This window comes from Actinoplanes regularis, from assembly GCF_900188005.1.
Classification (GTDB): domain Bacteria; phylum Actinomycetota; class Actinomycetes; order Mycobacteriales; family Micromonosporaceae; genus Actinoplanes; species Actinoplanes regularis.
Map to the genome: position 1 here is coordinate 260,481 of NZ_FZNR01000002.1, position 19,765 is coordinate 280,245.

15 protein-coding genes are annotated in these 19,765 nt (G+C 70.8%); 6 read left to right on the top strand and 9 right to left on the bottom strand.

Features of this window, described 5'->3' with window-relative positions; translation table 11 throughout:
- Window positions 1-144 precede the first annotated feature (144 nt).
- Window positions 145-1,278: an AI-2E family transporter gene (locus CHC09_RS06350; protein WP_089292601.1), complete on the bottom strand. Its 1,134-nt coding sequence runs from the start codon at window positions 1,276-1,278 to the stop codon at window positions 145-147.
- A gap of 57 nt (window positions 1,279-1,335) precedes the next feature.
- Window positions 1,336-1,926: a TetR/AcrR family transcriptional regulator gene (locus tag CHC09_RS06355; protein WP_089292602.1), complete on the bottom strand. Its 591-nt coding sequence runs from the start codon at window positions 1,924-1,926 to the stop codon at window positions 1,336-1,338.
- A gap of 201 nt (window positions 1,927-2,127) precedes the next feature.
- Between CHC09_RS06355 and CHC09_RS06360 the strand changes: the two genes are divergently transcribed.
- The 3 genes from CHC09_RS06360 to fahA are packed head-to-tail and all read left to right on the top strand — an operon-like array spanning window position 2,128 to window position 5,308.
- Window positions 2,128-3,303 (top strand): homogentisate 1,2-dioxygenase, encoded by a 1,176-nt coding sequence (locus CHC09_RS06360; RefSeq protein ID WP_089292049.1) that lies wholly within the window; start codon window positions 2,128-2,130, stop codon window positions 3,301-3,303.
- Between the two features lie 20 nt (window positions 3,304-3,323).
- Window positions 3,324-4,124 (top strand): hypothetical protein, encoded by an 801-nt coding sequence (locus tag CHC09_RS06365; RefSeq protein WP_203833061.1) that lies wholly within the window; start codon window positions 3,324-3,326, stop codon window positions 4,122-4,124.
- Window positions 4,121-5,308, top strand: a complete 1,188-nt coding sequence (fahA, locus tag CHC09_RS06370; protein WP_089292051.1) for a fumarylacetoacetase — start codon at window positions 4,121-4,123, stop codon at window positions 5,306-5,308. Before CHC09_RS06365 ends, fahA begins: the two co-directional genes overlap by 4 nt.
- A 597-nt stretch (window positions 5,309-5,905) precedes the next feature.
- Here fahA and CHC09_RS06375 read toward each other — a convergent pair.
- The 4 genes from CHC09_RS06375 to CHC09_RS06390 form a co-directional block, all read right to left on the bottom strand.
- Entirely contained in the window at window positions 5,906-6,388 is a 483-nt protein-coding gene (locus tag CHC09_RS06375) for a hypothetical protein (protein WP_143232225.1), read from the bottom strand.
- An 858-nt stretch (window positions 6,389-7,246) separates the two neighbouring features.
- On the bottom strand, window positions 7,247-7,759 hold the full coding sequence (locus CHC09_RS06380; RefSeq protein WP_089292053.1) for an RDD family protein: 513 nt from the start codon (window positions 7,757-7,759) through the stop codon (window positions 7,247-7,249).
- A 13-nt stretch (window positions 7,760-7,772) separates the two neighbouring features.
- Complete coding sequence (locus CHC09_RS06385; protein ID WP_089292054.1) at window positions 7,773-8,180, bottom strand: DUF2752 domain-containing protein; 408 nt, start codon at window positions 8,178-8,180, stop codon at window positions 7,773-7,775.
- An 88-nt stretch (window positions 8,181-8,268) separates the two neighbouring features.
- Window positions 8,269-13,443 carry a diguanylate cyclase gene (locus CHC09_RS06390; protein WP_239138203.1) on the bottom strand — a complete coding sequence of 1,725 codons (5,175 nt, stop codon included), beginning with the start codon at window positions 13,441-13,443 and terminating at the stop codon, window positions 8,269-8,271.
- Between the two features lie 223 nt (window positions 13,444-13,666).
- On the opposite strand from CHC09_RS06390, the gene CHC09_RS06395 reads away from it, so the two are divergent.
- A complete protein-coding gene (locus CHC09_RS06395; RefSeq protein WP_239138199.1) occupies window positions 13,667-14,446 on the top strand; it encodes a M15 family metallopeptidase in 780 nt (259 codons plus the stop codon).
- Window positions 14,447-14,538: 92 nt separating this feature from the next.
- Here the strand turns inward: CHC09_RS06395 and CHC09_RS06400 are convergent, their stop codons facing one another.
- Entirely contained in the window at window positions 14,539-15,336 is a 798-nt protein-coding gene (locus tag CHC09_RS06400; protein ID WP_089292055.1) for a hypothetical protein, read from the bottom strand.
- A 196-nt stretch (window positions 15,337-15,532) separates the two neighbouring features.
- Between CHC09_RS06400 and CHC09_RS06405 the strand changes: the two genes are divergently transcribed.
- A complete protein-coding gene (locus tag CHC09_RS06405) occupies window positions 15,533-16,090 on the top strand; it encodes a hypothetical protein (RefSeq protein WP_089292056.1) in 558 nt (185 codons plus the stop codon).
- A 70-nt stretch (window positions 16,091-16,160) separates the two neighbouring features.
- Here CHC09_RS06405 and CHC09_RS06410 read toward each other — a convergent pair whose 3' ends face one another.
- Window positions 16,161-17,255: a glycosyltransferase gene (locus CHC09_RS06410; protein ID WP_089292057.1), complete on the bottom strand. Its 1,095-nt coding sequence runs from the start codon at window positions 17,253-17,255 to the stop codon at window positions 16,161-16,163.
- The gene (locus CHC09_RS06415; RefSeq protein ID WP_089292058.1) at window positions 17,245-18,210 is read right to left on the bottom strand and encodes a glycosyltransferase family 2 protein; all 966 of its coding nucleotides are present in this window, start codon (window positions 18,208-18,210) and stop codon (window positions 17,245-17,247) included. Before CHC09_RS06415 ends, CHC09_RS06410 begins: the two co-directional genes overlap by 11 nt.
- Before the next feature lie 303 nt (window positions 18,211-18,513).
- Between CHC09_RS06415 and CHC09_RS06420 the strand changes: the two genes are divergently transcribed.
- Entirely contained in the window at window positions 18,514-19,671 is a 1,158-nt protein-coding gene (locus tag CHC09_RS06420; RefSeq protein ID WP_089292059.1) for an LCP family protein, read from the top strand.
- Window positions 19,672-19,765 lie beyond the last annotated feature (94 nt).

The window sequence follows — 19,765 nt, forward strand, 5'->3', positions numbered from 1 at the left end:
GTGGAGTCCCGTCCGCGGGCCTCTCGGCCCGAGCGCTGTGCGAGCGTGGCGTCGAACCCGCTCGCACAGCGCTCGGCCGAGAGGCCTGACCACGGGAGTCCATGGTCGTACCGGGGAAAGGGTCTTGGGGTTTGCGGCGCGGGATCACCCGGCGGTGGCGTCTTTCAGGACCTCCTGGACCGCTTCCTCCTCCGCCGGATCGTCGACGACGGGCGGTGGGTCGCTGAGCTGCTCCCGCAGGTAGTTCCAGACGACCGCGACCAGAGCCGCGACCGGGACGGCGAGCAGGCTCCCGACGATCCCGGCCAGGTTGCCGCCGAGGGTCACCGAGAGCAGCACCACGCCGGCGTGCAGGCCGAGCCCGCGACTCTGGATCATCGGCTGGAAGATGTTGCCCTCCAACTGCTGCACCAGCAGGACGATGCCGAGCACGATCAGCGCCTTCACCCAGCCGTTGAAGACCAGCGCGATCAGCACCGCGACGAGGCCGGCGAAGACCGCGCCGACGATCGGGACGAACGCGGTGACGAACGTCAGCACGGCCAGCGGCAGCACCAGCGGAACCCCGGTGATCCACAGGCCGAGGCCGATGAAGACCGCGTCGAGCAGGCCGACGAACGCCTGCGAGCGGACGAACGAGCCGAGCGTGTTCCAGCCGCGGGTCGCGATCTCCGGCAGGTCGACGCTGAGCCGGCCCGGCAGCTGGCGGCTCAGCCAGGGCAGGAACCGCGGCCCGTCCTTGAGGAAGAAGAACATCAGGAACAGCGCGAGGATCGTCGTGACCAGGCCGTTCACCACGGTGCCCACCCCGGTCAGGGTGGCGTTCGCGATGCTGCCCACGCTGTGCTGCAGCTTGTCCGCCGCGGTGTTCAGGCCGCTGTTGACGTCGGCGTCGCTGATCTTCAGGGGCGGACCGGAAGCCCAGTCCCGGACCGTCTGAATGCCCTCCATCACGCCCTGGGCCAGCTTGCCGCCCTGCGCCGAGACCGGCACCGCGATCAACACGATGACGCCTCCGACCAGGATCAGGAAGAGCACCGTGACCGTGGAGGCGGCCAGCGCGGGCGACCATCCCCGGTTACGCAGCAAGCGCATCGGCGGCCAGGTGAGCGTGGTCAGCAGGAGCGCCACGACCACCGGCCAGAGCACCGACCAGACGAGCCCCAGCAGCCGGAGCAGCACGTAGGCCAGCAGCAGGATCAGCAGGGTCTGCAGGGAGATCCGGGCTGCGTTGCGCGTCGCTTCCCGGGTCTTCGCGGCGTTCAAGGTGGTCCCCACCCGGATCACCTTACGTAACCGGCGAGCACCGTGCTGGTGACGCGCGAGGTCGGTGGGTCAGGGGCGCCAGGGGCTGAGGCAGTGGTCGATCATGGCGAGCCGGCGGCCGGCGTCGACCATCGGGTCGGCCATCACCGCACTGACCTGTTGCCCGATGCAGATCATCAGGACCACCTCGACGACCTCGGGGATCGGGATGGTCGCGGTCAACACGCCGTCCTCGATCGCCTCGGCCAGGCGGCCCGCGATCTGGCCGCCCCAGTTGTCGCCCACGTCGGCCCGGGACTGGTCGATCTTGGAGTTGGCGGCGAGCCGGCCCCAGAAGGCGACCACCACGAACGCCTCGTCCCGGGTCTCCTTGGTCAGCGGCAGGATCTCGCGGATCATCGCGTAGAACGCGTCGAGACCGCGCAGGCCGGCGGTGGCGGCGGCGATCCGGTCGTTGGTCCGCTCGGTGATCCGCATGTACGCCCCGGCCGCCACCTCGTCGAACCCGTCGAAGTAGTGCCACAGCGCGCCGGTGCCGATCCCGAGCTCGGCGGCGATCGCGCGACTGGTCGCGGCGGACAGGCCATCGCGCGCGACAACCGCCAGAAACGCCTCCACGATCTCGGAACGCCGCTGGTCGTGATCGACGATCTTCGGCACGTTGTCCCCTTCCCGCACGTCAGGCTACCGGGCTCGCAATACCGTGCGAATCTCCGCGTTCCCTTGTGCCGCCTGTTACCACCTCGTAAATTCCGTAGCACGCCGGTTGTCACCGCCACCGTTGGTGACGACCGCACGATCCTGGACCACCACGGCGCGATCCGCCGAGGTGGTCCGCGGGAAACCTCGGAGGTCATACGCGTGACGTTCTACCGGCAGGTGGGCAGTATCCCGCCGAAGCGGCACACCCAGCACCGCCGCCCCGACGGCGGGCTGTACGCGGAGGAGTTGGTCGGTGAGGAGGGCTTCTCCTCCGATTCGTCGCTGCTGTACCACCGCGGCATCCCGTCGGCGATCGTCGACGCCCGGCCGTGGCAGCTGCCCGACCAGACCCTGACCCCGAACATCCCGCTCGTCCCTCGGCACCTGAAGCTGCACGACCTGGAGTACAAGGAGGCCGACCCGGTCACCGGGCGGCGCCTGGTCCTGGGGAACGCCGACGTCCGGATCTCGTACGCGGTCTCCACCGAGACGTCCCCGTACTACCGCAACGCCGTCGGCGACGAATGCGTCTTCGTGGAGCGGGGCAGCGCGACCGTCGAGACGGTGTTCGGCGCGCTCACCGTCGGCCGGGGCGACTACGTGATCATCCCGCGGACCACCACGCACCGGTGGATTCCGGACGGTCCTGAGCCGCTGCGGACCTACGCGATCGAGGCGAGCTCGCACATCGCCCCGCCGGCGCGCTACCTCAGCCGGTACGGGCAGTTCCTGGAGCACTCGCCGTACTGCGAGCGGGACCTGCGCGCGCCGTCGGAGCCGCTGCTGGCCGAGGGGACGGATGTCGAGATCTACGTGAAGCACCGTGGCGGCGGGACCGTCCACGTCGTGCCGGAGCATCCGTTCGACGTGGTCGGCTGGGACGGCTGCCTGTATCCGTACGTCTTCAACATCGCCGACTTCGAGCCGATCACCGGGCGGGTGCACCAGCCGCCGCCGGTGCACCAGGTCTTCGCCGGGCAGAACTTCGTGATCTGCAACTTCGTACCCCGCAAGGTCGACTACCACCCGCTCGCGGTGCCGGTGCCGTACTACCACTCGAACGTCGACTCGGACGAGGTGATGTTCTACGTCGACGGCGACTACGAGGCGCGCAAGGGGTCCGGGATCGGGAAGGGGTCGATCTCGCTGCACCCGGGCGGGCATTCGCACGGGCCGCAGCCCGGGGCGGTGGAGGGCTCACTCGGGGTGGACTTCTTCGACGAGACCGCGGTCATGGTGGACACGTTCCGGCCGCTCGATCTCGGCGAGGCCGGGCTGGTCGCGGATGACGGGCGCTATGCCTGGTCCTGGTCCGGCCGCGGCCCGTCCGCATGACCGGGACCGGCTTCGGCGACTTGTTCACGCGACTCTTCGACGACGCGGCGCTCTTCCCGCCCGGGAACGCGCCGATGGCCGTCGCGGTGCCGGCCTGGCTGCGGCGGCAGGGCGACCTGGTGGGGCCGTTCGTGCTGCCCGCGGCGCGGTTGGCCGAGGTGGGCGCACACCTCGGGACTGACGGTCCGCCGCTGGAGATCGCGCTGACCACCGCGCCGGCGGACCTGCCGGCCGCGGTCGACGCGATCCGGAGGAATCCGGCGCTGCGGCTGGTCGCGGTCGAGACGACGGTCGCGGTCGACGCCGCACAAGCGCGATCGGCGGTACGGACGATGGCGGACTCGTTGCCGCCGGAGCTGCCCACGGCGATCGAGGTGCCGCGTACGGACAGCCGGGACGAGGTGCTCGACGTGCTCGCGGGCACCGGATGCCGGGCCAAGCTCCGCACCGGTGGACTCCGTGTCGACCTGTTCCCGTCCCCCGCCGAGCTGGCCGGGACGATCCGCGCCTGCGCCGAGCGGGGCGTCGCGTTCAAATGCACTGCCGGGCTGCACCACGCGATCCGGCACACCGACCCGGCGACCGGTTTCGACCATCACGGGTTCCTCAACGTGCTGCTCGCCGCCGACGACCCCGACTCCGCCGAGGTTCAGCTGCGGCGTACCGACGCCGTCGCCGTCTCGGCCGAGCTGCGCGACTGGTCACCGTCGCGGGCCGCCCGGGCGCGGTCCGTCTTCACCTCCTTCGGTACGTGCGATGTCGCGGACCCTGTGCACGATCTCGTCCAACTCGGCCTGCTCCCGGAGAGAATCACCGTATGACCTGGCTCGACCTGCCCGCATCCACCGGATTCGGGATCACGAACCTGCCCTACGGGGTGTTCACCTCGCCGTCGTCGGAGCACGCGCGCACCGGCGTGGCGATCGGCGACCACGTGCTCGATCTGGCCGGGCTGACCGGAGACCCCGTGCACGCGACCGGATCACTCAACGCCTTCATGGCGCAGGGACCGGAGTCATGGGCCTCCCTGCGCTCGATGATCACCGCGTGGCTGACCGATCCGGTTCATCAGGACCGGATCACGCCGCACCTGCTGCCCCGCGCGTCGGTGACCCTGCGCCTGCCCTTCGAGGTCGCGGATTACGTGGACTTCTACAGCTCACGGGACCACGCGGAGAACCTCGGGCGAATGTTCCGGCCCGGCTCGCCGGCGCTCACCCCGAACTGGAAGCACCTGCCGATCGGTTACCACGGGCGGGCCGGGACGGTGCAGCTCTCCGGCACGCCGGTGGTGCGGCCGCAGGGCCAGGCCCAGTCCCCGGAAGGCCCGGTCTTCGTGGCGTCGCGGCGGCTGGACATCGAGGCGGAGATCGGGTTCGTCGTCGGGGCACCGTCGGCGCTCGGGACGCCGGTCCCGGTGCGGGACTTCGCGTCGCACGTCTTCGGGGTCTGCGTGGTCAACGACTGGTCCGCGCGGGACCTGCAGGCCTGGGAGTACGTGCCGCTCGGGCCGTTCCTGGGCAAGTCGTTCCTGACCTCGGTGTCGCCGTGGGTGGTGCCGTTGGCGGCACTGTCGGCGGCACGGGTGAAGCCGCCGGTGCGGGACGAGGCGCTGCTGCCCTACCTCGAGGACGGCGACGAGCCGTGGGGGCTGGATCTGACGCTGGAGGTCCGGTTGAACGGGGCCGTCGTGAGCCGGCCGCCGTTCCGGGGGATGTACTGGACCGCAGCTCAGCAGCTGGCGCACATGACGGTGAACGGGGCTTCACTGCGCACCGGGGATCTGTACGCGTCGGGGACGGTGAGCGGACCCACCCGCGAGGAGCGGGGCTCGCTGATCGAGCTGTCCTGGAACGGCACGGAGCCGCTGGCACTGCCGGACGGTTCGACGCGATCGTTCCTGGAGGACGGTGACGAGATCACGATCAGCGCGAGCGCTCCCGCCGCGGACGGCTCGCGGCTGTCGTTCGGTGAGGTCACCGGGCGGGTCCAGGCGGCCCACTGACCCTTCGGCGAGCGGTGACGACCGGCCACCCGCTGGTCGTCACCGTGGCATCCATCGGGTCCCGCTCGGCCACCTGCCAACCGAAAGCGACCCGTCCGGGCGTAATCCCACCCGCTCACCGCAAATATCCGGGCCACGAGAACACGGCCGGGAGAACACAATGTGCCCCTGGCGGACCGAGCGTCCGGGGTCGTACCGGACGAACGTTGTTTGGCATTTTCGGGCGACCTGCGAAAACAAGCCTGGCCCGGTTTCCGCCGCCGGGTGACGACGGAAACCGGGCTCCCCCCAGGAAGGTCAAAAGATAAGAATTTTTATTCTCGACCGCGGCCCGCCGAAAACCTCGCAGGAATTCAGCAAGGCGCGGAAAGGTCGGTCAACGGCCGACCCGGTCGAAACGGTGACCGAGATCGGCATCAGGGCGGAACGCGCTGCTTTCCACCCGCTCCGATTTCGGGATTCTTTCGGCCGTCGGCGGATCATCCGCACCGGATGACGACCGGGAGGTCAGCGGCTCATCGGGAGTCCACGGCTCGGCGACACCCGACCGCGGCCGGGGAGCCCACTGATCGTCGGCGCCCGGATGCGGCTGCGGACTCACCGGACCAGCAGGGTGTAGCTCGGGGCGATACCGCTGCGGCAGCGGTAGGAGACCCAGACGTGCTTGGCGACGCCGTCGGCGCCGACCCGCTCGCACTCCGCCTGCGGGTATGTGACCTCGTTGTACCGGGCGGTGTAGACCGTGCGCTCGGTGGCGGCGGGGCTGAAGGACGGGGTGTAGGTGATCACCAGATCCTCTCCACCGAAGCCGGTGTGGGTGGTCGGCGCGGACCAGACACCGGCCGCCTCGCCGGCCGCGCCGATGGTGGCGGCGCGACCGAACCCGTAGGTACCGAGGATGTCGGTCATGCTGAACGAGGCGACGCCGGCGACGGGCGCCGAAGCGATGCCGGAGACCGGCGCGGCCTGGGCGACGCCGACCGGAGGCACCGCCGCGGAAATGCCGGAAACCGGCTCGGCATGGGCGACGCCGGGAACGAACACAGCCGGGACGAGGGCGGCCAGCAGCACACTACGCATTTTCGAATCCTTTTCCACCAATCGCCGCGAGGATCTCCCGCAGGCGCAGGGATGGGCAACCGGACGGATCTTCATCCGGACGTGCCCGAATCAGCTCGGAATTGAACCTACACCGAATGCGGCGACGAATATCGCTTCTCACCGAGAACAATATGTTAAGTATTTACAACCGTTAATCATGGCTACTTCACACCGGCATCGTAGGTCGAGGTCATTTCGGTTCCGGAACACATCGCGACCGGCGCGATGCCACGTAATCCAAGTTGATCTCGGGCGAGGTCACGGCCCCTCGGGGGTTGCCTGCGGGTGTGCGGATGGCCGAGGTTGGTCGCCATGCGGTGTGCCGGTGGGTTGCGGCCGGTGGCGCGGCTCGTTGTCATGGTCGTATCGCTGCCGCTGTTGGGGCGCTGTGGCCCAGCCGGAGTGGCTCGGCTGAGCCTGGCGGTCGTATCCCGGGCCGGGACACGACCATCAGCACAGCTGAACCGCAAGTTTCCGCAATCCCGCCGTACCTCCGGCAAGCAAACGCCCCCACCCCGAACCGCAAGCGGCAGCCGGGAGAGTGACCAGAAGCGGGCGGTGGCCGGCGAGCATCAGCGCCCACCCGCAGACCGCAGGCGGCGGCCGGAGCGGTGACCAGAAGCGCGCGGTGGCCGGCGAGCACCCGGCAGCGCCGTTGTGGGTACCACGCACGAGATCGACTTACGCCTGGGCGGCATCGGGCCACAGCTGGTCGTCGCATGGTGAAGGCCGGTCACACTCGACGGCCCGGGAACGCGGAAGCCCCGCCGGCGCCAACACCGACGGGGCCTCTCAACACGCTTCAGCCGGCGCGGACCGCCGACCACTTACCAGGGATTACTTGACGACGACCGTGCTGACGATCTTGTCGGCGAGGGTCTGCTTCTTCTGGTCCCAGAGCGGGAACAGGAAGCCGATGTAGCAGATGATGGCGTCGACGATGTGGCAGATGTCGCGGCCGAATGCCTTGAAGCCACCGATGGCCTGGCCGGTGTTCGCGTCCACCAGGCGGATGCCGAGCGCCTTCTTGCCCCAGCTCTGGCCGGTGGTGCCGGCCAGGTACCACCGGTTGTAGCCGGAGACGACGAAGCCCAGCAGGAGGAAGACGTAGTACATCGCGTTCGGGGTCTTCAGACCGGTCACGTCGTCGGTGCTCATGCCGAAGATCGAGGCCAGGATGCCGAACGGCGCGGAGACCAGGCCGTCGATGAGGTACGCGCCGACCCGCTGGAGCCAGCTCGCATAACCGGTGACCGGGGCCGGGCCGTAGCCGGGCGCGCCGTACGGAGGCTGTCCGCCGTACGGCGGCTGCCCCTGGGCGTACGGGTCGTTGGGCGGGGGGTATGTCATTCGTCAAGTCCTTCTACTGGGCCCAGCCCACGCCGAGCCGGTGCAATTGAAAGAGCCAGCTCGCCATGGCCAGGAGACCGGCCAGCCATCCCATCCGTCGCCGCCCGGCGGGCGACCACGGTTTCGGCGGGGTCAGCACACCCGCGGCACGCAACGCCACGAGCGGGCCGGCGGCGACCACGAGAGCCGCCAGACCGAAGATCACGGGGTTGGCCAGGAACGCCGTCACGACCTGCCCGCGCACGAGCGCGACGGCGGCGGTGGTGAGACCACAGCCGGGGCAGGGCACACCGGTCATCGTCCGTAACGGACAGGGCAGGCCCAGTCCGGCGCGGGCGACCCCGGTGGGCCACGCTAGGGCGGCCCCGGCCACGAGCACGCCGAAGCCACCGATCCGCTCAGGGACGGAGAAACTTCGCACGGCGCACCTCGTGATCACGGGAAAGGCGCACAGATAATAAGGGCCCGGATCGACGCGGGGCGACCCCGTTTACCAGCGCATCTCCAGATCAGTCGGACATCACTCGGTTGCGGCCCGCCTGCTTTGCCCGGTACAGAGCGTGATCGGCTCGAGCGAGAAGATCGTCGAGCGTGGTATCGCCTTCACCCAATCGAGTCAGGCCGATGCTTATCGTGATCGGGAGGGGACCGGCCTGGGTGGGGATCGGCTCGCCGCCGACCGCCATCCGCACCCGTTCGGCGAGTTCGAACGCCTCGCCCTCGTGATCGGGGAGCACGATCGCGAACTCCTCGCCGCCGTACCGGCCGAGCACGTCGGAGTGCCGCAGCACGGCCCGGATCCGGCCGGCCACGGTGCGGATCACCTCGTCGCCCACGCCATGCCCGTACGTGTCGTTCACGCTCTTGAACTTGTCGATGTCGAGCATCCCCGCCGCGAGCGGCCGGCCGTTGCGGGCCGCGGCCTGCACCAGCGCGCCCGCCACCGCGTAGAAGTGCCGCCGGTTGTGCTGCCCGGTCAGCTCGTCGGTGGTGGCCAGCTCCTGCACCCGGGTGAACAGCCGCGCGTTGTCGTACGCGGTCATCCCCTGGGTGGCCAGCGCCGCCGCCACCTGCCGGCTGGTGTCGTCCAGCCCACCACCGAGCAGGACCACCCCGGCCGGCCCGTCCCGGCCGGCCAGCGGCACGGCCAGGGCCACCGGGTCGCCGGCCAGCAGCCGCTCGCGCAGCCCACCGGTTCCGGCCGGGTCCAGCAGGGCCGGCTCGGTCAAGCCGTCGAGCAGGGCGTTCTCCTCCGGGGTCAGCCGCAGTCCGGCCACCTCGGCGGGTTCCAGGACCTCGCCGCCGGGGGCGACCAGGCAGCTCGAGGCGGCTCCGAGCGTGCTCTGCAGGGTGCCGCTGAGCCGGCGCAGCAGCCGGTCCGGCTCCAGGATCGCGGTCAGCTCGGCCAGGCTGGCGCGCAGCATCTCGGCGAGCGCCTGCTGCTGTTGCGCGGCCCGTACGGCCAGGTGCAGCTGGGCGGCCCGGGCGGTCTCCAGGGAGACCGCGATGTGGCTGCTCATCGCGGTGAGCACGTCGACGTCGTCGTCGGTGAAGATGCCCCGGGCGAGGCGGCTGTCCAGGTAGACGACACCGATCAGGCGGGCCTTGAACTGCACCGGGACGACCAGGATGCTGCGCAGGCCGTGCACGACGGCGCTGCGCGAGCCGAGCGCGGCACCCTGCTCGGTTCCGGTGACCACGACCGCCTCACCGGACTCGGCGACCCGGCCGACCAGGGTCGCGCCGTACTCGATGGTGTCGGTGAGATCCCCCTGCACGTCCCGGCCGGCGAACCGGACCGGCTGGCCGGCCTCGTCGAGCAGGAAGAACAGCGCCCGTTCGGCGCCCAGGATGCGCAGCATCTCGTCGAGCGCGACCTGGGCCAGTTGCCGCGGGTCGAGGACGGTGGCGGCAGCCGCGCTGATCTGCTGCAACGCCTCCAGGTGACGGTTGTGCGCGGGAACGACGCCACGGCGGTCGGCGACCGTACGCCGGTGGGTGTTCGCCCCCTCCTCCACGCCGAACTCGGTGCGGACCTGCCGCCGTCGCGGCTCCCAGCCGTAGTAGGTGGCCAGGGCCATGGCGGAACGGGCCTGCCGTTCGGCCTCGTGGATCTGGCCGAGCGCCCGCAGCGCGCGGGCCCGGACCCGGGCCAGCTCGAACTGCGCCAGCGGCGCGTCCACGGCGCGGGACCGCTTCTCGGTCTCGTCGGCGAGCTTGATGCTGCGCTCGTGCTCGCCGACGAGCTGGCAGTACGACGCCTGGATCGCCGCGTGGGCGAACTTGATCAGCGGCGAGCCACCGGCCCGGCGGAGTTCGCGGATCGCCGCTTCGGCTTCGGCGCGCCGGGCCGGGCGGTCCTCCTCGGCGGCGGACCGCAGCCGGAACAGCCGGGCGTGCGCCTGGAAGACGAAGATCCACTTGTGCTGGACCATCAGGTCCTTGCGGCGTAGCCCGAGCCCGCGGAACTCGGCCAGCGCCGCCTCGAACGGCTCGCCGACCTCGCCCTGTTCGAGCAGCACGCACACGGTCGCGGTGAGATTGTTGGCGCGCTGCACGCGGGTGCCGGTGCCGGGCGGGAACGCCTCGCGCAGCCGCTGCAGGGCGCTGGCCGCCTCGCCGAACCGGCCCTGATAGGCGGGGATCATCGCGCTCAGCATGCCGAGCGAGGTGCCGTAGGTCAGCGCCGGATCGGCCACGCCCCGCAGGCCCCGCTCGTACTCGCGCCCGGCGTCCCCGGGGTAGCCGCGCAGCAGCAGGCGCAGGCCCTGGGAGGCGTGACCGACCAGCAGCTGGGCGGGCTCGTACCAGCGGGCGTTCTGGGTGACCGCCTTCTCCCAGGCGGTGCCGTCGTCGTAACCGCCGAGCAGCATCGAGGACCCGTGCACCCATTCGACGTAGGCGATCAGCGCGGGATCGCCGAGCTCGGCGGCGACCGCGGCGGCGCGGCGCAGGCAGCGTTCGCCGACACCGCGCAACTTGATCACCATCAGGACATAGCCGGCCAGGGCGTACACCCGGGCGTACTCGCGGCTGGGGCCGAGCCGGTTCACCGCGTACATCGCCCGGAGCGCGAGGATGCCCGCCTCACGCAGCCGGAGCCCGATCGCGGCCGCGTAGCCGCCCGCGTCCAGCACTGCGGTCAACACGGCGAGCGCTTCGCGCCGCCGGCCTTCGGCCTTTCCAAATCCGATTCCGGTACGACGTACGACCCCGCCCGCGAACGCGTAGGCCAGCGTCGACAGGATCAGCAGCAGCTTGTTCCCGGGCAACGGCCGGCCCAGCTCGGTGAGCGCGTCCTGGACCGTCTCCAGGGCCCGGGTGTCGTCCCAGGCCGTATGGCTCAGCTCGATCCGGGTGATGTACAGCCGGGCCCGCCGCAACCGGTCCGGCTCGGCGGCCAGCGCCCGGTCCAGGGTCTTGTCGGCCTCGGCGAACCGGCCCGCCCGCTGATAGGCCTGGGCCAGCGGGTGCAGCAGCTCGGTTCCCGGCGCCGGGTCCCCGTCGATCGCCTCGATGAGGTACCCGATGGCGTCGGCGGGCGCCTGGTCGGCGAGGGCCCGCAGGCCGGCCACGGCCATGCTGCGCCGCCGCCCCTGCTCCGGAGCGGCCTCGCCGGCGCCCTGGTAGTGGCGGGCGACGGTGTACGCGTGCGCCTCGTCGCGCAGCTCCACGGGCAGGTCTTCCAACGCCGCGGCCAGATCCGCGTGGCGGCGGCGCAGACCTCCGGCGTCGAGCCGGGCGAGCAGGTTGTCGCGTAACTGCGGGTGGACGAACGCGTACCAGCCGCCGGGACGCGCCTCGAGCACGTGCCGTTCGAGGCCGGCCTCGATCGCTTGCAGAAGCTCTGTGTCGCCGGCACCGCGCAGACCTTCCGGCCGGAACCGGACGCCGGCCACGGCGGCGGTGGTGAGCACGTCGAGGACCGGCTCGGACAGGCCGCCCAGGCGGGCGGCGAGCAGGGCTCGGACCCCGGCCCCGGACGGCAGCGCGTCGGCGCCCGCGGTGTCCAGCCGCCAGATGCCCCAGAGCGGGCCGAGCAGGCCCGCGTCGAGCAGCCGCATCAGGTAGCTGACCACGGCGAGCGGGGTGCCGTCGGTGCGGACCGTGACGTGTCGCGCCAGTTCGGCCGGTACCGTGGCGCCGGGCAGCCGGGAGGCGACCACCTCGGCCACCACTGGCGGGGGCAGGGGCGTACAGGTCAGCTCCAGCGTGCCGGGGACGCCGAGGTCCAGGGCGCTCTCGTCGTCACCGGTTCCGGTCAGCACCACCAGCAGGGGGAGTTCCGGCAGGTCCGGGGCGAGCGCGGCGACCAGCTTGCGGGTCGCCGCGTCCAGCAGGTACGCGTCGTCGACGACCAGGATCATGCCGCCGACGCGGCGGGCCACCTCGCCGAGGAAGGTCGCGCCGGCCGCGAAGACGTGCTCGTCGCCGGCGACGGCCGGCCCGGTCGCCTCGAGCAGGCCGAGGTCACCGAAGAGCTTGATCACCTGAGCGACGCCGGCGGCCGCCGCGGCTTCGACGATGTTGCGCTCGAGGTACGCGCGGGCCTTCTCGGGCAGCCGGCGGATCCGGGCCATCGACGCGTGGACCGCCTCGCGAACGGCGGCGAGCGGGGCCGGCTCGTCCGGCCGGCCGGTGACCCAGATGACCGGGCACCCGTCCGCGACGGCCAGCCCCGTGGCGTGCTCGGCGAGCCGGGTCCGGCCCGAGCCGGGACCACCGTTGATCATCACGACGCCGCCGACGCCGGCGCGGGCCCGCTCCCAGCGGCGGGCCAGGCGGTCCGCCTCGGCGTCCCGCCCGCACAGCGGCCATTTGCTGACCGCGGGCACCTCGGCGGCCGCACCGCCGGGGCACTCCCGCAGGGCGACGAGCAGTCCGGCGGCGTCCGGGTAGCGGTCGTCGGGGTCCTTCGCGAGCAGGCGATTGATCACGGCGGCGAGCGCGGGGTCGACCTCCGGGCGCCGCTCGCGTACGTCCGGAACCGGAGCCGCCAGGTGCAGCCGCAGCAGCTCACCGACGTCGTCGGCCTCGAACGGCAGCCGACCGGTCAGGCATTCGTAGAGCACGACGCCGAGCGAGTACAGGTCGGAGCGGCCGTCGACCGGACGGCGCAGCATGCCGGACTGCTCCGGCGAGGTGTAGAGGAAAGTGCCGACCGCCTGGTCGGAATCCGCGCCGTCGTCCCGGCCGAGCTGCGCCAGACCGAAGTCGATCAGCTTGGCCCGGCCGTCCTTGCTGATCATCACGTTTTCCGGCTTGATGTCCCGGTGCACCAGGCCGACCCGGTGCGCGGCGGCCAGCCCGCGGGTCAGCTCGGCGGCCAGCGCGACCGTCCGCTCCTCGCTCAGCCCGCCGGAGAGCAGCAGGTCGGAGAGGGAGCCGCCGGACAGGTGCTCGAGCACCAGGGCGGGCACACCGTCCACCTCGCCGACCGCGTGCACGCCGACCACGCCCGGGTCGTCGATGCAGGCCAGCATGGCGGCCTCGCGCTGGAAGACGGTCCGCAGCTCGGAGTGTCCGCCGGAGCCCGTCAGCGGGCGCTTCAGCGCGTAGTCACGGCCGTCACGCCGGACCCGGTGCACCATGGTGAACGCGCCGCGGCCGAGCTCGTCGACCACCTCGAGGCCGACCAGCTCAGCGGTGTGCGGCGCGCCAGGGCGCACCTGGGGGGATTCCATCACCGAACGCACTCACTCCGTATCTGTCTGTACGTCTGCTCTTCGACCGGAGTTCCGAGAACCTGAATGTTCTTGATTCGCCGCACGGCCTCCCCCAGGCCCGCCGAGGACGGAGACCACCCGGGCACGGGCCGCCTCGCCGGGATGCCGGCGGCGACTCCTTCCGGGTTCACCTGCCGGCGTTCGCCTGCGCCGCCGGGCCCGGGGCCGGACCCTTTGTCTCGTGCTGAAACGCCTGCTCGCCGCCCTGCTGCTGTGCATGCCCGTGGTTCCCGCCCACGCCGCGACACCGGCCGCGCACATCATCGAGCCCGGAGACACGCTGTGGGCGATCGCCCGCCGCTATCACCTCGAGGTCGACGAGTTGCAGCAGTGGAACGGGTTCACATCGGACACGGTGCTGCGGCCGGACGGCGCGGTGCGCCTCTCCCCCGCCGAGCAGACCTGGCCGGACTGGAGCACCTGGTCGGAGACGATCACCGCGGCCGAGGCGAACGGCGACCCCACCAAGGCGTGCCCGGTCCCGGTCTTGTCACTGCGCCGGGTCTGGGTGAAATACCTGGACTTCAACGGCGTCGTCCACGACGGCAGCCTGATCGTGAACCGCTCGATCGTGCCGGCCACGAAGAGGGCCTTCGCCCTGCTCTACCAGTGGCGTTTCCCGATCATGGTGATGGAGCCGGTATCGAGGAACATGCCCGAACTGACCGACCGCACGGTCCTGACCAGCGGCTACGAGTGCCGCACCGTCGCCGGGACGACGAAGTGGTCCCAGCACGCCTACGGCCTGGCCATCGACGTCAACCCGCGGCAGAACCCGATGATCAAGGGCGACTACCTGGATCCCCCGCACAGCGAGCCCTGGATCCCCCGCGCCCCCTACCGCACCGGCATGATCCACGGCTCCGGCGCCGAGCTGGCCTTCACCACGAACGGCTTCTCCTGGGGTGGCCGCTGGCAGTCCCTCAAGGACTACATGCACTTCAGCCCTAACAACCTCTGACGACGTTTCCGCGAAGGCGACCGGCGGCCTGTCCGGCGGAGCACGCCGCGGTCGGCATGCTCCGCGGGACAGGCCCGGTGGGCACGGTCCATCTATTCCTTGGACTTGATCTTCTGTACGGCGGCTTCCGCGATCGCCACGAGTTCCTTCTGGTCCGGGTCCTCCAGGTTGGCGAGCAGCACCGTGACGGCCACTCCCCCGACGGAGACCGCGACCATCTTGCCGTGCACCGTGGCTCGCGGGTTGGTGAGTTCGACCTCGAAGCGCACGCCCGCGGACTTGTCGCCGAACTTCGGCACGTCGAGCGGGAGCGTGGCCATGTGCAGCGCGCCGGACGATCCGGGTTTGCCCTCTTCGTAGATGGGGCAGCGGCGCGGAGCCTCGGCCACCGCGTCGACGATGGCGGCGGACCGGTCCCCGGCCGGGTTGATCACTTCGAGCAGGATCGGCCCGGGGTCGCCTTTCATGAAGGCGGCTCGCACCGAGCCGCTGCCACCCTTGTCCTCGCCGGGCCCGCTGCGATCAGCGATGGCCATCCGGGGGTTCGGGTGCACCGGGAGGCCGGGGCCGGTCGGCTCGCCGGGCGCGACCGGCCGCTCCGGGACCGCGGCGCCGGTCGCCGTCTTGCAGACGCCGGCCCTGGTGCCGGCGGTGACGTCCACGTCGGAGAAGGCTTTCAACGCGTCCGGCATCGACGCATAGCCCTTGGGCAGGTCACCGACGGCGAGCAGGGCGTCCTTCAGGTGCTCGGGGGCGATCGCCGCGGCGGCGACCCCCGGAGTCAGAGCGAGGTCGACGGTCAGCGCCGCTACGCCCGTCCCCGCGGAGACCGCCAAGGCGAGCGAGCAGCTGAACGCGGCCTTGCCTAATTTGTGGTTGATTGTCTGCATTTCTTCACTTTAGCCACGCCAGCCACTCGCGACGCGGCCTTCGCGGTAATCCGCCGGAACCGTCTGGCGGCCCGCCGTGCCGGACGCGGAGCTGAACGACTGTCGATGGCCGGCGCGGGACGCCCGGCGCGGGTCCGCCGCTGCCACGCCTGCGCGTGATTGACTCGTGTCAAACGGCGCTGGTAGGCACGGAAGTGTGACCTTCCTGTGGTCCTACACCGAGGCGCTGGCCGCCGGGGACGAGGGCTGGTGGCGGGCGGCGACCCGGCACGCCGCCGCGCTGCTCGAGGCGGACCACTGGTGGCTGGAACCGCCCGGGCCGGTCCCGGTGCAGCATCTGCTGGTGGAGACGACCGCGTTGCTGTCGTACGCCCTGGCCCGCAGCGAGGGCGCCGACCCGGGCACGGTGAGCGGGACGCGGCTGGCGGCGTGGGTGGCGGCACGCCCCCTGCCGCTGCTGGACGAGACGGTGCCGGACACCGTCGAGGGGTCGATCTCGCTGCTCCAGTGGAGCCGGATCTTCGAGGAACAGCGGCTGCGCCAGGAGAACGACCTGGCCCTGCTGCTGCGGGCGGCCGGTCACAAGCTGCCGGCCGGCCACGATCCGGTCGACGACGATCCGGTCGCGCGGCTCTGGCAGGACCTGGTCGACCGGGAGAGTCCGGGACGCCGGTACGGGCTGGGCTCCCGGCTGCCCGGGCCGGCACTCACCCTCGGGCTGGGGGCCGTCGCGCAGCACTTCGACCGCGCCTGAGCAGCCGCGGCCTGAGCAGCCGCGGCCTGAGCCGCTGGTCGCGCCATCACGACCAGCGGTCACGCTCCGGTCAGCCCAGCGCCTCGTCGTAGAGGAGTTCCAGTCGCCGGGTCTGCTCGACGAGGTCGAAGTTCGCCATGACGTGCTTGCGGGCCTGCGCGCCGAGCCGCCGCTGGAGGTCCTCGTCGCCGAGCAGGCGCTCGATCGAGACGGCCAGCGCGGCCGGGTCCGCCTCCGGGCTCAGCAGGCCGGTCTCGCCGTCGACGACCGCTTCCGGGATGCCGCTGTGCCGGGTGGCGACGACCGGCAGGCCCAGCGCGGCCGCCTCCAGGATCGTGGTCGGCAGGCCCTCGGTGTCACCGTCCGGCGCGGTCTTCGACGGACAGGCCAGGATCCGGGACTCGAGCAGGTGGCGGCGTACCTCGTCGGGGGACTGACTGCCCGTGAACGTGACCTCCAGGCCCAGTTCCTCGGCGCGGGCCCGCATCGCCGGCATCAGCTCGCCGTCGCCGACGATCAGCGCGCGGGGCCGTGGCTCGATCGCGGCGAGCGCGGTGAGCAGGTCGTCGATGCCCTTCTTGGCCACGAACCGGCCGATGAACAGCACGTCCCACTTCTTCGGGAGCTCCGCCACCGCCTCCGGCACCTCGATGCCGATGTGGTGCACCTTGACCTTCGACGGGTCGGCACCCCAGCGGATCGCCTGCTTGCGGATCTCGCCGGAGACCGCGATGACCAGCGACGCCCGCCGGAACACGGTCTGCAGGTTGCGCCGGTAGCGCACCCCCTTGGCGCCGGAGCTGGCCGGCTGACGGGTCACGTCGTGCCCGTGCAAGGTGACCACCAGGGGCACGCCGAGCTGCCCGGCGGAGTGACTGACGAGCCAGCCGTCGCCGCCGAAGTGGGCGTGCACGAGCGCCGGTCGTACGGCGGAAAGGGTCTTCTGCAGTAGCGGCGAGGTGCCGGTGAGGCGCAGCCGCAGGAAGCCCTTGCCCTCCGGGAAGGCGATCACGTCGTCGGGGCGGGAGAGCACCGAGTCGATCCGGGTGGCGCCGACATACGTCGGGGTCCAGCGGGTCAGCGCGTCGCCCTGATTGCGGATGAACGTCTCGGATCCGGGCAGCATGGCGCTGCGCCAGATCGCGACCCGGCGCTCAGTCGGCATCGGGCCGCGGCTGCTGGTTCTTGCTCCCGCGACCGATCACGACATCGCGCAGGCGGTGGCGGACGCTCGGCGGCAGGGCCCAGATCTGCATGTGCGTAAGGTAGTCGACGGTGCCCGGGCGGCCGTGCTCGCGGGCCTCCGCGAGCAGCTCACGGAAGAGCTTGCCGTCGCGGGTCGACGCGGCCATCGAGCTGAGCACGCTGAGCGTGAAGGCCGCGTAGGCGCGGGGCGTGAACAGGTCACGGCTGCTCCGCAGCCACGCCAGCTGCTCCTCCCACGGGTTCTCCAGGCTGATCCGCTCACGGTTCTCGTCCTGGTGCCAGAGGACCAGCGGCTCGTCCGCGTAGATCAGCTGGGTGCCCGGCTCGCGCAGCGCCCGCAGCGTCCAGTCCAGCTCCTGCTGGCGGCGCAGGCCGACGGTGAACGGCACCTTCAGCCACAGCGCGGTGGGCGCCATGATGCAGGAGGTCTGCACGAATCCGTCGCCATAGAAGAGGCCGCGCCGGACCACGAGATACTCACTGATCGGCTCACCCGGCTCGGGCAGCCGGCGCGGCATGATGTTGTCGGCGCGCGGCGTCCGGCTGATCATGCGGCAGGCCACCACCGGCGACTCCACCTCCGCGGCCTCGGCCAGCTCCAGCTGCCGGGCCACCTTGGTGGGCAGCCACTCGTCGTCGTCGTCGAGCATCGCGGTCCAGCGGCCGCGGGCGTTGCGGGCACCGGTGTTACGGGCGTTCGGGGCCTTGCCGCGCTCAGGCAACACGATTACGTTGAGCCGCGGATCACCGACCTCGTCGAGCGCCGCCGTGGTGGCCTCGTCGGGACCGTCGACGACGACGATGACCTCAAGGTTCTGATGCGTCTGCCCGAGGGCGCTACGGACGGCCCGGACGGCCAGGTCCGGCCGGTTACACGTCGGGATAACGACACTGACATCCGGCTTTGCGGACATGGCGACTCACTTACGGCGGGAAAGGATTTGTCGGATACCGCGGGTCCTCGGCTGCCTGGACGGTAGGTCGCCTCGGCGGCGCGAAGGTTAACGGAAGGTGTCTAGTTGGGGGGCAACAGGCAAGCGGCGTTCGGCGACGAAGGCTACCAAAACGCGGACGTTCACCTTCCCGTAACCTGTCGCTCAGAAAAAATCCACCTGCCGCAGGCAATCTTTCCGCCTGCCGCACCCGTCTTCATGGGTGGAAGGACCGTCCTAGATTTCAAGGGACGCAAAGCCCGCCCCCCAGATGAGGAGACCCCCTTGCGTACGACCAGCAAGCGCCGACGCCGCACCCCCCGCTGGGCCCTCTGGACCGTGGTCTTCGGGTCGGTGCTGCTGGTGGCCGGCGGCGGCGGAGCGATCGGCCTGAAGGCCACGCTGGCCGCGGCCACCGACGAGGTCGGCAAGGGAGACCTGCTCGGCTCCGCGAAACCGGTCGAGGAGAAGAAGAACGCCAGTCTCGACGGCGCAAAGAACCTCCTCCTTGTCGGTATCGATCAGCGGCCCGACGAGCTCAACGGCGAACCGCTCCGCTCCGACTCGATCATCCTGCTGCACATCAACAAGGACCACACCAGCGGCTACATGATCTCCCTCCCCCGGGACAGCTACGTCAGCATCCCGGCGTTCGACAACGGCGCCCAGTCGTACGGCGGCGGCAAGTCGAAGATCAACGCCGCGTTCGCCTTCGGCTCCCGCGGCCTGAAGGGGGACAAAGCGCTCGAGGGCGGCTTCAAGCTGCTCACCATGACCGTGAAGGAGCTGACCGGCATCACGCCGGACGCCGGCGCGATCATCGACTTCCAGGGCTTCCGCAAGGTCGTGACCGACCTGGGCCGGGTCTGCATGTACGTGGACACCACGACCACGTCGATCCACCTCGGTAAGGACAAGGACGGCAATACGGCCAAGCCGTTCAAAATCAACCCGGACGGTACGCTCCGCGGCAAGATCTCGGGCGTGACGCCGAACATCTACAAAAAGGGCAACCGCTGCTTCAACCCGTCCCAGGCCCTCGACTTCGTCCGCCAGCGTGACCTGCTCGAGGACAACTCCCTGGACTACGGCCGCCAGCGGCACCAGCAGCAGTTCTTCAAGGCGATCATCAACCAGGCCCTGAAGGACGTGAAGGCCGATCCGGGCAAGCTGCCGAAGCTGCTCAGCGCGTTCGGCAAGGCGATGACGGTCGACGCCGGTGGCATCAACCTGGCCGACTGGGCGCTGGCGATGCGCGGCATGAACCCGGACACCCTGGTCACCATCAAGACCAACGAGGGCAAGCTGAACTCGCAGAGCGTGCCCGGCGTCGGCAGCGTCGAGCTACTGAGCGACGACAGCATGGACATGCTCAAGGCGATCAAGAAGGACACCGTCAAGACCTTCCTGCTGACCCACCCCGGATTCATCGCCACCGCCTGACCCACCAGCCGTTTCGCCGGTGCCCCCAACGGATCACGGTCCGTTGGGGGCACCGGCATTTCGGCGAGAGCACGCCCCCTGAACAAGGAGACCC

Coding starts and splice junctions, on each gene's coding strand:
- CHC09_RS06400 (WP_089292055.1), bottom strand. CDS start 15,336: ATGCAGACAATCAACCACAAATTAGGCAAGGCCGCGTTCAGCTGCTCG.
- CHC09_RS06390 (WP_239138203.1), bottom strand. CDS start 13,443: ATGGAATCCCCCCAGGTGCGCCCTGGCGCGCCGCACACCGCTGAGCTG.
- CHC09_RS06375 (WP_143232225.1), bottom strand. CDS start 6,388: ATGCGTAGTGTGCTGCTGGCCGCCCTCGTCCCGGCTGTGTTCGTTCCC.
- fahA (WP_089292051.1), top strand. CDS start 4,121: ATGACCTGGCTCGACCTGCCCGCATCCACCGGATTCGGGATCACGAAC.
- CHC09_RS06415 (WP_089292058.1), bottom strand. CDS start 18,210: ATGTCCGCAAAGCCGGATGTCAGTGTCGTTATCCCGACGTGTAACCGG.
- CHC09_RS06380 (WP_089292053.1), bottom strand. CDS start 7,759: ATGACATACCCCCCGCCCAACGACCCGTACGCCCAGGGGCAGCCGCCG.
- CHC09_RS06410 (WP_089292057.1), bottom strand. CDS start 17,255: ATGCCGACTGAGCGCCGGGTCGCGATCTGGCGCAGCGCCATGCTGCCC.